We start from the raw sequence: 12,637 nt of genomic DNA on the forward strand, positions 1-12,637 counted from the left end.
GACCAGCGTGGACGAGTTCGCGCAGGCGCTCCGGACGGCGATCACGAATCGCGGTCTCGGTCTGGAGCGCCTGCGTGAACACCTCTCCCAGAACGGCGTGACCGTCTCGATGGCGACGCTGAGCTACTGGCAGACGGGCCGCAGCCGGCCCGAGCGGCAGAAGTCGCTGCAGGCCGTCGTCCACCTGGAACACATCCTGGAGCTGCCGCCGGGCCACCTCTCGGAACTGCTGGGGCCGCCGCGCCCGCGTGGCCGCTGGCTGCGCAACGCCCCGGCGCCGATGTCCGCGTTCTGGTCCCCGCAGACGCCCGTCGAGCACGCGCTGAACGGCCTCGACACGCAGTGGGACGACCAGCTCCTGCGCGTGAGCCAGCAGGACTTCGTGACGATCGGGGCGGACCGCACCGAGCGGGTCTTCCGGTCGCGGCAGGTGCTGTCGGCGTCGATGACCGGGCCCGACCGGTGGGTCGTGATCATGCACATCGACGCCCACGACCGGCCGTTGCCGCTGGTCAGCGCCCTGAAGAACTGCACGGTCGGCCAGGTGGTCCGCGAGCCGGCCGAGGGTTTGCTGGTCGCGGAGCTGCTGTTCGAACGGCCGTTGCGCAAGGGTGAGAGCGTCGTGATCGAGCACGAGCTGGTGAACCAGGACCCGTGTCCGCCCGCGACGAACTACGAGCGCAAGTTCCGGCTGCCGACGCGGGAGTACGTGCTGGAGGTGACGTTCGAGGGCGCCCCTCCCAGCTCCGTCACCCAGCTCGCGGACGGCTCCGCCGTGGCTTCCGGCCACACGCTGCTGGACGTCGCTCTGGACGTGCAGCCAGGGGTTCGCGGCTTCAGCTGGACCTGGTAAACCGTTACCTGAAGTGTGAGTGAATGTGAGTTCACGGTGTTCAGGCAGTCGTCGCCTTGCGGCGGCGGCGTTGGCCCGCACCTAATGGTGCGGGTCTTCCCGTGGCGGTACCCGCTGCCCACACGGTGTGGGTCTGACATGGGTTTCCATCGGCGTGTTTAGCGTCCCGGCGCAACTCGCCGTGGACGTGTCGCCCGCCAGTTCGTCGACGAGTGCGGCGAGGTTGCGGGCGGCGTTGAGGTCGCGATCGAGCACGAGGCCGCACTCATCGCAGTGGTACACCCGGACGCGCAGCAGCAGTTTGGCTTTCACCGCGCCACAGTCCGAGCAGGTCTTCGAGGACGGATACCAGCGGTCGGCGACGACCAGCCGGCCACCGCCCCAGGTGGTCTTGTAGCCGGCCTGCCGCCGCAGTTCGCCCATGCCGACACCGGCGATGTGCCGGGCCAGGCGGCGGTTGCGCATCATGCCGGAGACGTTGAGGTCTTCCAGCACGATCAAGCCGAACCTGCGTACGAGGCCGGTGGTGAGCTTGTGCAGGCCGTCCCGGCGCGCGTTCGCGACCCGTGCATGGAGTACCGCGATGCGGGCCTGGGTTCTACGCCACCGGTGCGACGGTGTCCGCCCGGTGCGTGTGTCGGGGCCGGTACGCCGGGCGGCCTGGCGTTGCAGGCGGCGTAGCTCCCGCTGCGCGACTTCGAGGTGCTTGGGGTTGGCGATGACCTCCCCGGTGGACAGCACCGCGAGCGAGGTCACCCCGAGGTCCACGCCGACCACCGTGCCGGGCCGGGTGGGTGCCGGGTCGGTGCGGGTGTTCTCCACCGAGAACGAGCAGAACCAGCGCCCGGACCGGCAGGACACGGTCGCCGACCGGATGCGCGCGGTGCCGCACTCCACGTGGCGGGCCGGCTTGCGGGTGGACTCGCAGGTGCGCACCGTGCCGATGCGCGGCAGCGTCACGTGCCGCCGATCACCATCGGTGAGGCCGAACGCGCCGGTGGTGAACCGGCACGATACCCCGGCGCGCTTGCCCTTGAACCTCGGAAACCGCACCGGCGGGCCGCGCCGCCCGCCGGTCCGGGAGCCCTGCCAGTTCGTCAGCGCAGTGGCGAGGTTGGCCAGCCCCGACGAGTACGCCTCCTTGGAGTTCTCACCCCACCACGGAGCCACCTCGTCCTTGGCCTGGTTCCAGTCCTTGCGCAGGCCATACGCCGACCACGACACCGATGCGGTCAGGTGATCGACGGGGATGTCGTAGGTCTTCTCGGCGGCCCGCTGATCCAGGTTCGCCTTGATCCGCGCCAAGCCCCAGTTGAACGCGTACCGCTGCGCACCGCAATGCGACCGCAGAGCCGCGCGCTGCCCCGCGGTCGGATCGAGCGCAAATCGGTACGCCTGGATCACCGTGACCATCTCGCCGTCACGGTAACGGGCGACACCGACAGTCCCAGCCCACCACGCACAGACGCTCACACAAATCCGCGTTCACTCACGATTCACCCGGCAGTTGCGAACCCCCTGGAGCTCGGGACCAGTGCGGCTGCTGCGGGGGCAGCGAAGCAGATGACCGCGCAGGCGCCCAGCACGAGGCCGGCCCCGAAGTGGTCGATGGCCGGTGCGATGAACGCCAGGCCGACCGGCGCGAGGCCGAAGGAGAGCAGGAAGTCGAGCGAGGAGACACGGGCGAGCTTGCCCGGCTCGACCTCGCGCTGGACCGCGGTGAACCACGGAACGTTGAACAGCTCGATCCCGACACCCGCCACGACGTACACGGCGATCAGCACGAACCAGTGCACCGGCAGCAGCAGGGCCAGCGGGACCAGGCCGTAGCAGGCCAGCCCGGCCAGCGCGGCCCATCCCGGCGTCTTCGGGCGCCAGCGGCCGATCAGCGCGGCTCCCGCCAGCGCACCGAGGGTGTACGCGGTCGTGGCGGCCGCCAGCACCGCTTCCGTGTCGTAGCGGTCGCGGCTCACCACCGGCAGCAGGACGGCCGTGGCGGAGTAGCCGAAGGCCACCATCGCGGTCAGCGCGCCGAGTCCGGAGAGCAGCCACGGATGACGGCGCGCCTCGTTCAGGCCTTCGAGGAAGTCCGCCGCGAAGCTGGCGTGGGCGGTGGTGCGATCCGGTGCCCTGGTGCCCTTGGGGGGCACGAACGCGGCGGCCAGCCAGAGCGCGGCGGTGATGATCAGCAGTGCCCTGGCGTCGACCAGGAGCGCGGCGAGAGCGGTGAGGCTCGGGGCGGCCAGCGTGGTCACCCGGATGGCGACGGTGGTAGCGGCGTTGGCCTGCTGCCGCCCCGACTCGGGCACCACCTCGGCCACCATCGCCTGGAACGCGGGCCGGCAGCCGCCCTGACCGGCACCGACGATCGCGGCCGCGGCGGCCATGAGCACCAACGACGTGCCCATGCCGAGCGCGATCACGGGTGTCATGACCGCACCGGTGAGGCACGACCAGAAGACCACGTTGCGTCGTGAATGGCGATCGGCGAGCACACCGGCCACGGGTACGGCCACCAGGAAACCGACGGTTCTGGTGGCGAGGACGACGCCGAGTTCGACGGCGGTGATCGAACGTTCGAGCACGGCCAGGCCGAGCACGAACGGCAGGGCCCACATCGCGAGCCCCGACACGGTCGTACCGGTCCACAGCCGCAGGAAGGCCACGTTCCGCAGGACAGATGGTGCCGTTGCTTTCTCCGTCACGACGCCCAAGGCTTCACTACCGGCGGACTCCTGACCACACTATTCCCCGTGACCGCGCAACAGCCGGGTGTTCCCCCGCGCCTTGAAGGGAACACCCGGCTGTCGTGGTGCGCTGTCCGTTGTGGACAGATCAGCCGATCTTCTCGATCCGCGCGTTGCGGATCAGGAACTTGCCCGGCTCACGGACCTGTTCGAAGGCAGCGTTGTTCAGCAGCGCGCAGCTGCCGGACACAGACGCCACCTGGACGGTCGTGGACTTGTTGTTGTCGAGGTTCGTCACCTTGAGCGTGGTGCCGATCGGGAACGTGCCGCTGGACGCGGCGGGCGCGCCACCCTCACCGGACAGCGTGACGGTCGAGCCGTTGCAGACCTGCTGGCCGGCAGCGCCGTTGTCGTTGCCCTGGTTCGCATCGGGCTCCTGGGCGGGCTCGTTTCCGGCGTTGTCGTTGCCCTGGTTCGCGTTGCCCTGGTTCGCGTTGCCCTGGTTCGCATCGCCCTGGCCGGCGTCGGCCGCGCCACCGTCACCCGCGCAGCCCGCCGCCTTGCGTCGCTGCTGGATGAGGTCGACCACGGCCTGCCGGTTCGCGATGCGCGCCTCGGACTGCGAGTCCGGGCTGGACTTCTGGCCCGCGATGAAGCTCAGGTTGTTCTGCAACGCCTTGTCCAGCCCGCCGCAGTCCTCACCGGACGTGGCGGCCTGCCCGGCTTCGGGCTTGGCCTGGACGTTGTTGCCACAGCCGGCCGCCGCCCGCCGCTGGTTGATGAGGTTCACGACCTGCTGGCGGTTCTGGATGCGAGCGTCCGACTGCGCGTCGGGGTTCGCCTGCTGACCGGCGATGAAGGTCAGGTTGTTCTGCAGGGCGGTGTCCAGCCCGCCGCAGTCCTCAGCCGCGTTCGAGTTGGTGCCGCTGAAGGCGAAGATGCCACCGGCGACAGCAGCGATCGCCAGCACGGCACCCGCGCCGATCATGGCGGGCTTGCGGTGTCGAGCGCCCATTCTGTGTCTCCTCGGGGGGTCGAACGGTGTTGTACCGATGACTACGGGGAGGTCACGAACGGGGTTCAAAATGGACTGGACCTTGTTGGTTTTAAATGCCTTTAAGGTTTTGCGGGTGATGGTGATCAAGCTGACTCGGCGGCCTGCTTCAGTCGTTGTAACGTCGCCTCGATGTTGCGCTGGTTCGTCACAGCGCGGTCCTTCACCCCGGTCGCGAGCCGCGTGATCGGCACGTACCAGCCGGGCCGGCGGTCCCAGGTCGACTCGGTGACGCGGCAACCCTCGCCGGTCTCCTCGATGTCGTACTGCCAGCGCGACACCGCCAGGCCGAGCGACTTCACCTCGAACGCGAACCGGGTCGCGGAGCAGTCGGTCACCGTGGAGGTCGTCGGCCACTTCCGCCAGCCGCGCTTGTTGAAGCCGCGAAACCGCGCGCCGACCCGCGGGCCCGCAGCGTTCAGCCACTTGCCGCCGGAGTACTCCTCGGCGCATCGGCTGAGCCCACGAAGGTCGCTGACGAGCTCGAACACCCGCTGCGGCGAGGCGGCAACGTCGATGTGAGCGGAAGCATCCGGCGTCATGAAGCCGAACTTACTACCAGTAGGTAACCGGCCGCTAGAGCTGCCGGATAGTCGTCGAGCACCACACACACCGAATGCGTCGATCATGTCAGAGTAGGCGCATGGGAGCCTTCCACCTGGCACAGGCCAACAACTCGACCGGGCGGTGGGCTTTCGACCACTGGAGGATGCGCGGGTTCACGAGCAGGATCGACGCGATCAACGACCTGGCGGAACAGGCTCCGGGATTCGTCTGGCGGCCGAGTTCCGGGCGGATGGCGGACGACCTGAGCCGGTTGGGCCGCGACCCGATGCGGGAGGCCTACAACCTCAGCGTGTGGGAGTCGGTCGAGGCGTTGTGGGCCTTCGCGTTCAGCGGTGTGCACCTCGAAGCGGTCAAGCGCACCAAGCAGTGGTTCGACCCCGGGAGCGTGCTGGACGTCATGTGGTGGGTACCCGCCGGACATCGGCCCACGACCGAGGAGGGCCTCGCGAAGCTCGACCTGGTCAGGGAACAGGGCCCGACGCCGGAGGGGTTCACCTTCCGGAAGCGGTTCCCGCCAGAGCACCTCGGACGATGATCTCGACCAGTGGCCGGGGATCGATCGCCTCGCCCCGCGCGAACTGCTGGAGGAACAGGCCCTGCACACAGGCCCCGAGCGTGTCCGAGGCCGCCAGCGGGTCGCGCGCGCCGAGACCGGCGAGGGCCGGGACCAACATCGACGCCATCGTGGCCCGGCCTCGCAACAACGCCTGCCGCACCTGAGGGTTGGTCGCGGCTTCCGCCCACAGCACCATGCGGGCGGTGACCGTGACGGCGTTCGGGCCCGTCATGAAGTCGTAGAGCCTGCACAACTCGTCGACCAGGTCCTGGGGTGACGCCGGCTTGAGCGTTGTCTCGACCTGCGGGACCTCCTTGCGCACCATCCAGTCCACGACACCGTCGAGCAGCGCGGCACGGCTGCGGAAGTAGTTCGACGTGGAGCCTTTCGGCAGATCGGCGCGATCGTCCACGCGGGCGTGGGTGAGGCCTCGCAGACCTTCGGTGCCCAAGAGCTCGACGGCGGCGGCCAGAGCGCGGTCCCGGTTCGACATCACAGCGACACTATAAACGTAGTGACGGGGCACTACGAACGTAGTACCGTCGATCCATGACCGCGACCATCGCCCTGATCGTCTGGATCGTCAACACCGCGATCGGCTTCGTCCTGCTCCTGCGCCTTCTCCGAGCACGAAGACGGGTACCGGCCCTCGCCTACTGCCACCTCGCCACGTCGCTGATCGGCCTCGGCGTCTGGATCGCCTTCGTGGCCACGGGTTCGGCGCTGCTGGCATGGACCGGGTTCGCCGTGCTGGACGCTGCACCTCACCCTCGGGGACACCCTGATGGTGAAGGGCTGGCGCAGGAGCAACCCGGACGCGCGGGGAATCGTCTACCTCCGGGCGACGATGTCCCTGCTGAAGAGGCCGCTCCCGCTGGCGCACGCCTGGCTCTCGCCGCTGGCCTGGTTCCCGGCTCTCGCCGCCGCGGTGATCAGCAGTTAGGACGGGTAGGCTTTCCGGCGAAGCGCCCACCGAGCCACGTCATCGCGTTCGAGCCCCACGCGCTGACGGCGGTGACGTGCCCGAGCAGCGGCAGCGCGGTCCACTGCACGTCGGCGCCCAGCGAGCACCACTGCGAACGCAGCTTCTGCCCGACACCGAACGGAATCAGCTCGTCCAGCGTGCCGTGGTAGAGGTAGACGGGCGCGGCGGGCTTGACCGAGCCGAGCGTGTTCTCCTTCAACCTCTGCTGCCACAACGGGTTCTGGATGACGTCCGGCGTCGTCGTCAGCGCGTTGAGGCGCGTGAACGGTGCCACCAAAGCGATCTCGGCGACGCACGCCTCGCGGATCCTGTCGATGACCTGCTTGCCGCGGGCGTTGAGCACCGACGCCAGGGGCAGTTCGGGGTAGGCGGCGGCGTATCCGGCGGCGGCCGCGAACACGAGGCCCGATCCGGCGTTGCCGTCGTTGAACTTCGCGACCGCGTTCAGGTCGGCCGGCACGCCACCGGCGGCGACACCGACGACGTTGAGCGAGGGCGCGTAGGACTTCCACTGCTCGGCGGCGGCCGACGCGGCCTGGCCTCCCTGGGAGTAACCGAAAACGCCGACCGGGGCGTCACCCGACAGGCCGGGGATGCCGCTCGCCGCCCGTGCCACGTCGAGCAGGGCCCGGCCCTCCGAACGCGCCACCGCGTACGTGTGATCCCCAGGCGTGCCAAGGCCTTCGTAGTCGGTCACCGCGACCGCCCAGCCGTTGAACATCGCCTGGGCGAGGAACGCGATCTCGACCTCGGTGCCGTTCTGCAACTGCCGCGACGGCGCGCACTGGTCACCCATGCCCTGCGTGCCCATCGCGTACGCCACGATCGGCCGCGGTCCGTTGTTCCACGGCAGCGGCGACACGAGCACCATGCCGGACACGACGGTGGACGCACCCGTCGCGGACGTCGAGCGGTAGCGGATGTCGTAGGCCTTCACCGGGGCCGGTAGCAGCCTGAGCGGTTCCGGGTGCCACGCCACCTCCCGGCTGCTGACCAGCTCCCCCGGCGCGGCCGCCGTGGCGGGCGTGACCAGGGTGAACAACAGGAGGACGGCGGCGAGCACGGCACGGAGCTGCATCGTTGGACCTCTTTGTGGTAACCGGCGTTACCGCAATGTAGGGCCGAACGCCGCAACAGGACAATAGTCCGTTCGGCTTTATGGATTCACGGCCAGGAACAGGAACGCGGCCAGCAGCACCAGGTGAACGCCACCCTGCAGACGCGTCGCCCGTCCCGGCACGACGGTCAGGACGCTGACGAGCACCGTCAGCAGCAGCAGGATCATCTGCGTCGACCCGAGGCCGAGCAGCAGCGGCCCGTCCAGCCAGATGGTCGCCAGCGCGATGGTCGGGATCGTGAGGCCGATGCTCGCGATGGCCGAGCCGTAGCCGAGGTTGATGCTCGTCTGGATCCGGTCGCGCAACGCGGCGCGGGCGGCGGCGATCGTCTCGGGCAGCAGTACCAGCAGGGCGATGACGACACCGACGAACGACGGCGGGAACCCTGCCGCGCGCACGCCCGCCTCGATCGCGGGCGACTCGATCTTCGCGAGGCCGACCACCGCGACCAGCGCGACGAGCAGGAAGCCGAGCGAGGCCAGCGCAGCCCTGCCGGACGGCGCCTCGGCGTGTTCGTCGGCCTCGATCACGCCGTCCTCGTCGACCGGCAGGAAGAAGTCGCGGTGCCGGACGGTCTGGGTGAAGACGAACAGCGCGTACAGGCCGAGGGAGGCGAACGCGGCGAACGCGAGCTGCGGGCCGGAGAACTCGGGACCCGGCGTGGTCGTGGTGAACGTCGGCAGCACCAGCGTGAGCGTGGCGAGCATCATCACCGTGGCGAGCGCGCCGCCGCTGCCCTCCGCGTTGAACAACGTCGTGCCGTGCTTCAACGCTCCGAGCAGCAACGCGATGCCGACGATGCCGTTCGTGGTGATCATGACCGCGGCGAACACCGTGTCGCGCGCCAAGGAGGAGGCCTCGGGTCCGCCGGACACCATGAGCGTCACGATCAGCGCCACCTCGATGACCGTCACCGCGACCGCGAGGACCAGGGATCCGTACGGCTCCCCCACCCGCAACGCGACGACCTCGGCGTGGTGCACGGCGGCGAGCACGGTCGCGGCGAGGACCAGGGCGACGAGCGCGACGAGCACGCCCCCGAGGTCACGCCCCCAGGTCAGGGCGAGCAGGACCATGCCGAGCACGGGGGTGATGGTCGTCCAGTGGAGCAGTGGGAAGCGCTGGGCGGCGGCCATGATCCAACCTTCGCATACCGGATGGACCATCCGCCATTCGGCGCAGCACTCGTTCCGGGTGCAACAAAATGTGGAGCGGAGCGCCCCTGCCGCGCCCCGCTCCACATTTATCTGAGGTGCCGTGATCGATTCCTAGAAATCGAAGAGGGCACCGGTGTGCGCCAACATGACGCACGAGTTCGGGTAGGTGTGCACCTCGCTCACGGGCTCACCGCGCCAGAAACCGAACATCGCGACCTCGACGGGTGCGTAGTGGAACGTGCACGCCCTGCCGTCGGCCTGCATCGCCTCCAGGTCGGCACCGGTGGAGGCGAGCGTCGCGCAGGCGAGGGCCCTGCGCGGGTGCTGGTCACCTCGTTCGCAGGTCAGGACGGTCGCCTTGAAGACGTTGCCGTCGAACTCCGAGTACCCGGCGGTGAGCACGAGCGCGGTGCCGCCCCGGGATGAGGACGGCGACTGCGCCGCGGGAGCGGCCTGAGCGGTGCCGGCGAAGGCGAAAAGCGACACGAACAGAGTGACGAACGCAAAGATGCGGCCGGACATGAAAGCGGTCCTCCTGAGACCTCACAAAAACGGGCCGGTTCTCGGCCGACGCAGATGTTGCCATCTCGAATCGCTGCGGCGAAAGGGGCCAGGAACTGTTCACCGATCACATTTGTCCGCTCCACCAGAAGTGTGATTGGGCCGAACGGATGTGTCGATCGCCACGTTCGCGGGGACACAGCTGCCGACGGACTGTTACGGGTTGCTGACAGACGCGGTTGCGCATCGACGTATTATTCGAATCATGTCCAAGACCTCCAGACGCGTCGTGTTCGGCGTGCTCCTGATCGTCACACTCGTGGTTTCCACCGGCGGCGCGCTGGGCTACCTGGGCAGATTGACGCTCGTGTTCGACCGCCATCCGGGAAAACCGCTCGCGATAATCGAGGAGGTGCCCGGACCACCGGACGGGCCGAACTGCCCGATCGACGCGCGCTACTTCGACGAGGAGCCGGAGGGCCTGCCCCCCGAGGTGCTGCAGGCGTGGCTCCAGCTGCGCCAGAAGGCCTCTGAGCAGGGCATCAAGCTCTGCCTGAACGACGGCAAGCGCAGTCGGCAGCAACAGCAGGCGGAGTTCGACGAGGCCGTCGAGAAGTTCGGCACCGAAGAACTCGCGTCGAAGTACGTGCTGAATCCGCCGGACCGTTCGATGCACGTGATCGGACTAGCGGTCGACATTCAGCCGATCGAATCAGCAAAATGGGTCGAGAAAAACGGCGGCGCCCTCGGCTGGTGCCGCCGTTACGAAAACGAGCAGTGGCATTTCGAGTACGACTCCCGCTACGCCACCGGAGGCTGCCCCGCCCTGATCCCCAGCGCGACGGGCAGTTGAACCCACGCGCAAAGGTCTAGACGCCTGGTGTGCGCGTGAGGTTGCGCCGACGTAATCTGACAAGCCCAGTTACCAGATTGGAGCACTCCCGGTGGCCCGTGCCTACGGCGGTATCTCACCCGAGCAGCGCAAGGCCGAGCGCCGGGCGAAGCTGCTGCAGGCAGGTCTCCAGCTGTTCACCACCAACGGTTTCGCGGCCACCAGGATCTCCGAGCTGTGCACCGAGGCCGGTGTCTCCACGCGCAACTTCTACGAGGAGTTCGCCTCGAAGGAGGACCTGCTGCGCGACCTGCACGACCTGATCAACGCCACGGCGTTCGCCCAGGTCCGCGACACGCTCGCCGGCCTGGAGACCGCCGACGTGGCCACCCGGATCACGACGCTGCTGGACGTGTTCGTGCGCAGCGTGACGGCCGATCCCCGTGCGCCGCGCCTCAACTACGTCGAGGCCGTGGGCGTGAACGCGGAGATCGAGCAGCAGCACGTGCGCTGGGTGAACACGTGGGCGGAGTTCATCGAGTCGGAGGCGCTGCGGGCAGCGGCCGCGGGCGTGGCGCCGCAGCGGTCGTACCGCCTCACCGCGATTGCGCTCGTGGGCGCGATCACCGGCCTGCTGCGCGAGTGGCAGGCGCACCGGCCGCCGCTCGCGGTCGACGAGATCACCGCCGAGATCCGCGACCTGATGCTGGCGGCGATCACCCGGCCCTAAGACATGCACTGAACCGATCGGGCGCCGCCGTCCGTACTCCCCTGCGTGAGCCGATTCGCCGTTCTCGCGCTGCTCGTGTGCCTGGGTGCCTGCTCCTCCCCTCCGGAGGAGACCGCAACGCTGACGGAACCGGAGGCCGCTGCCGGTCCCGTCGCGGGGCCCACGCAGGTGCTACCAGGGGACATCGCGAAACTGCAGGTGGAACAGTCGCCCGCGGTCGGCCCCGTCGTCGCCGACCGCGAGCACTACACCCTGTACTTCACCACCAGGGACGGCGCCGCCCCGACGTGCCTCGAACCCGAATGCACGCTGGTGTGGCCGCCGCTGCTGGCGGCGGGCGGCCAGATCGAGGCGCCGGCGCTCGACCGGAAGCTGCTCGGCACCGTCAAGCGTCCCGACGGCCTGGAGCAGGTCACCCTGGCCGGCAAGCCGCTCTACCGGTACGTCGACGACGAACAGGCCGGCGACGCCACCGGGCACGGGGTGGACGACCGCTGGTTCGCCATCGCGCCCGACGGATCGAAGGCGTCGCGCTAGGGCGTCTACTGTGGTCGGATGGAGCTGGAGCTTCGCCACTTCCGGATCGTGGCGGCGATCGCCGAGGCGGGCAGTATCACGAAGGCCGCGGCCGCACTGGGGTTGGCGCAGCCTGCGCTGACGGGCCAGTTGCAGCGGATCGAACGCATCATGGGCGGCCCGTTGTTCGACCGGGACCGGCGTGGCGTGCGGCCCACCGAGCTGGGCGAGCTGGTGCTCGACCGGGCCAGGGTCCTGCTGTCCGCGGTGTCGGGACTGCGGGCCGAGGCGGCCCGCCTGAGCAACAGCGCGGCTGTGCGCGGTGAGGTGCCCGGCCGGGTACGCCTCGGTTCGGCGTCGGGTCCGGTGCTGGGCGGGCTGATCCACCATCTGTGCGCCGCCCATCCCGACCTGCGGGTCAGCACGCACGTGTCCTGGTCGTCCGAGGAGCTCGTCGGCATGGTGGACGAGGGCCAGCTCGACTTCACGATGGTCGGGGTGTGCGGCGATGCCGAACCGCCCACGCGGCCCGGAGTGCGGTGGCGCACCCTGGCCGTGGACCCGGTCTTCGTCCTGTTGTCGGACCGGCATCCGGCGGCGGGGCGGGACGAGGTCGAGCTGGCCGAGCTGGCGGGCGAGCAGTGGGGCGCGACTCCGGGCGACGGATGCTTCGGCGACTGCTTCGCCGCGGCCTGCGCGAGGGCCGGGTTCGCTCCGCGCGCGCTGTACGAGACCGATCTGGCCACCTGCATCGACATGGTCGAGGCGGGCGACTCGGTGGTGTTGTGCCAGCCGATGTTCCGGCCGATGCCGGGGATCGTGGCCACGGCGATCGCGGGCAACCCGCTGACCTGGCGCACCATGATCGGCTGGCACGGGGACGGTGCGGCGGCCCCGTTCGCCGAGGAGGTGCTCAAGTGCGCCGGTCTCGCCTACGCCGACATCATCGCGCGCAGGCCTCGCTATGCCGCGTTCCTGGAACGGTTTCCGGACTTCGGGGTACAGATCTGAGACGGCGCCGCGCATCGTGCCCGGCGGTGCCGCTGTAGGTCCATCCAGCCGAGCTGATGGCAACGCGGCT

15 protein-coding genes are annotated in these 12,637 nt (G+C 69.2%); 7 read left to right on the forward strand and 8 right to left on the reverse strand.

Annotated elements, in window-relative coordinates; genetic code table 11:
• The first annotated feature begins 7 nt into the window (after positions 1-7).
• A complete protein-coding gene (locus BLR21_RS06810) occupies positions 8-853 on the forward strand; it encodes an XRE family transcriptional regulator (protein ID WP_256334513.1) in 846 nt (281 codons plus the stop codon).
• Between the two features lie 81 nt (positions 854-934).
• On the opposite strand, the gene tnpB is transcribed toward BLR21_RS06810, so the two are convergent.
• The 4 genes from tnpB to BLR21_RS06830 form a co-directional block, all read right to left on the reverse strand.
• Entirely contained in the window at positions 935-2,266 is a 1,332-nt protein-coding gene (gene tnpB, locus BLR21_RS06815; protein ID WP_176929509.1) for an IS607 family element RNA-guided endonuclease TnpB, read from the reverse strand.
• Positions 2,267-2,349: 83 nt separating this feature from the next.
• Positions 2,350-3,558, reverse strand: coding sequence for an MFS transporter (locus tag BLR21_RS06820; protein ID WP_256334514.1), 1,209 nt, complete (start codon positions 3,556-3,558; stop codon positions 2,350-2,352).
• Between the two features lie 130 nt (positions 3,559-3,688).
• A complete protein-coding gene (locus BLR21_RS06825) occupies positions 3,689-4,555 on the reverse strand; it encodes a septal ring lytic transglycosylase RlpA family protein (RefSeq protein ID WP_256334515.1) in 867 nt (288 codons plus the stop codon).
• Positions 4,556-4,680: 125 nt separating this feature from the next.
• A complete protein-coding gene (locus tag BLR21_RS06830) occupies positions 4,681-5,136 on the reverse strand; it encodes an SRPBCC family protein (protein WP_090004825.1) in 456 nt (151 codons plus the stop codon).
• A 101-nt stretch (positions 5,137-5,237) separates the two neighbouring features.
• On the opposite strand from BLR21_RS06830, the gene BLR21_RS06835 reads away from it, so the two are divergent.
• Positions 5,238-5,696, forward strand: coding sequence for a DUF3291 domain-containing protein (locus BLR21_RS06835; RefSeq protein WP_176929510.1), 459 nt, complete (start codon positions 5,238-5,240; stop codon positions 5,694-5,696).
• On the opposite strand, the gene BLR21_RS06840 is transcribed toward BLR21_RS06835, so the two are convergent.
• Positions 5,653-6,210 carry a TetR/AcrR family transcriptional regulator gene (locus tag BLR21_RS06840; protein ID WP_090004827.1) on the reverse strand — a complete coding sequence of 186 codons (558 nt, stop codon included), beginning with the start codon at positions 6,208-6,210 and terminating at the stop codon, positions 5,653-5,655. The genes BLR21_RS06835 and BLR21_RS06840 overlap by 44 nt on opposite strands.
• A gap of 291 nt (positions 6,211-6,501) precedes the next feature.
• Between BLR21_RS06840 and BLR21_RS42325 the strand changes: the two genes are divergently transcribed.
• A complete protein-coding gene (locus BLR21_RS42325) occupies positions 6,502-6,660 on the forward strand; it encodes a hypothetical protein (protein WP_176929511.1) in 159 nt (52 codons plus the stop codon).
• Here the strand turns inward: BLR21_RS42325 and BLR21_RS06845 are convergent.
• From BLR21_RS06845 to BLR21_RS06855, 3 genes are all read right to left on the reverse strand, one after another.
• Positions 6,650-7,780 (reverse strand): lipase family protein, encoded by a 1,131-nt coding sequence (locus tag BLR21_RS06845; protein WP_090004828.1) that lies wholly within the window; start codon positions 7,778-7,780, stop codon positions 6,650-6,652. The genes BLR21_RS42325 and BLR21_RS06845 overlap by 11 nt on opposite strands.
• Positions 7,781-7,858: 78 nt before the next feature.
• Entirely contained in the window at positions 7,859-8,956 is a 1,098-nt protein-coding gene (locus BLR21_RS06850) for a calcium:cation antiporter (RefSeq protein ID WP_090004829.1), read from the reverse strand.
• Between the two features lie 132 nt (positions 8,957-9,088).
• Entirely contained in the window at positions 9,089-9,499 is a 411-nt protein-coding gene (locus BLR21_RS06855; RefSeq protein ID WP_090004830.1) for an SSI family serine proteinase inhibitor, read from the reverse strand.
• A 244-nt stretch (positions 9,500-9,743) separates the two neighbouring features.
• Between BLR21_RS06855 and BLR21_RS06860 the strand changes: the two genes are divergently transcribed.
• The 4 genes from BLR21_RS06860 to BLR21_RS06875 all read left to right on the forward strand — a co-directional run bounded on the left by BLR21_RS06860 (position 9,744) and on the right by BLR21_RS06875 (position 12,567).
• Positions 9,744-10,331, forward strand: coding sequence for a D-alanyl-D-alanine carboxypeptidase family protein (locus tag BLR21_RS06860; RefSeq protein WP_176929512.1), 588 nt, complete (start codon positions 9,744-9,746; stop codon positions 10,329-10,331).
• A gap of 91 nt (positions 10,332-10,422) precedes the next feature.
• Positions 10,423-11,040: a TetR/AcrR family transcriptional regulator gene (locus tag BLR21_RS06865; RefSeq protein WP_090004831.1), complete on the forward strand. Its 618-nt coding sequence runs from the start codon at positions 10,423-10,425 to the stop codon at positions 11,038-11,040.
• Positions 11,041-11,085: 45 nt separating this feature from the next.
• Positions 11,086-11,577 carry a COG4315 family predicted lipoprotein gene (locus BLR21_RS06870; RefSeq protein WP_090004832.1) on the forward strand — a complete coding sequence of 164 codons (492 nt, stop codon included), beginning with the start codon at positions 11,086-11,088 and terminating at the stop codon, positions 11,575-11,577.
• Positions 11,578-11,595: 18 nt separating this feature from the next.
• Positions 11,596-12,567, forward strand: a complete 972-nt coding sequence (locus tag BLR21_RS06875; protein ID WP_090004833.1) for a LysR family transcriptional regulator — start codon at positions 11,596-11,598, stop codon at positions 12,565-12,567.
• Positions 12,568-12,637: the final 70 nt, after the last annotated feature.

Source organism: Lentzea albidocapillata subsp. violacea (assembly GCF_900100275.1).
Classification (GTDB): Bacteria; Actinomycetota; Actinomycetes; order Mycobacteriales; family Pseudonocardiaceae; genus Lentzea; species Lentzea violacea.

Coding starts and splice junctions, on each gene's coding strand:
- BLR21_RS06825 (WP_256334515.1), bottom strand. CDS start 4,555: ATGGGCGCTCGACACCGCAAGCCCGCCATGATCGGCGCGGGTGCCGTG.
- BLR21_RS06840 (WP_090004827.1), bottom strand. CDS start 6,210: ATGTCGAACCGGGACCGCGCTCTGGCCGCCGCCGTCGAGCTCTTGGGC.
- BLR21_RS06855 (WP_090004830.1), bottom strand. CDS start 9,499: ATGTCCGGCCGCATCTTTGCGTTCGTCACTCTGTTCGTGTCGCTTTTC.
- BLR21_RS06830 (WP_090004825.1), bottom strand. CDS start 5,136: ATGACGCCGGATGCTTCCGCTCACATCGACGTTGCCGCCTCGCCGCAG.
- BLR21_RS06845 (WP_090004828.1), bottom strand. CDS start 7,780: ATGCAGCTCCGTGCCGTGCTCGCCGCCGTCCTCCTGTTGTTCACCCTG.
- BLR21_RS42325 (WP_176929511.1), top strand. CDS start 6,502: ATGGTGAAGGGCTGGCGCAGGAGCAACCCGGACGCGCGGGGAATCGTC.
- BLR21_RS06850 (WP_090004829.1), bottom strand. CDS start 8,956: ATGGCCGCCGCCCAGCGCTTCCCACTGCTCCACTGGACGACCATCACC.
- BLR21_RS06860 (WP_176929512.1), top strand. CDS start 9,744: ATGTCCAAGACCTCCAGACGCGTCGTGTTCGGCGTGCTCCTGATCGTC.
- BLR21_RS06875 (WP_090004833.1), top strand. CDS start 11,596: ATGGAGCTGGAGCTTCGCCACTTCCGGATCGTGGCGGCGATCGCCGAG.
- BLR21_RS06835 (WP_176929510.1), top strand. CDS start 5,238: ATGGGAGCCTTCCACCTGGCACAGGCCAACAACTCGACCGGGCGGTGG.
- tnpB (WP_176929509.1), bottom strand. CDS start 2,266: ATGGTCACGGTGATCCAGGCGTACCGATTTGCGCTCGATCCGACCGCG.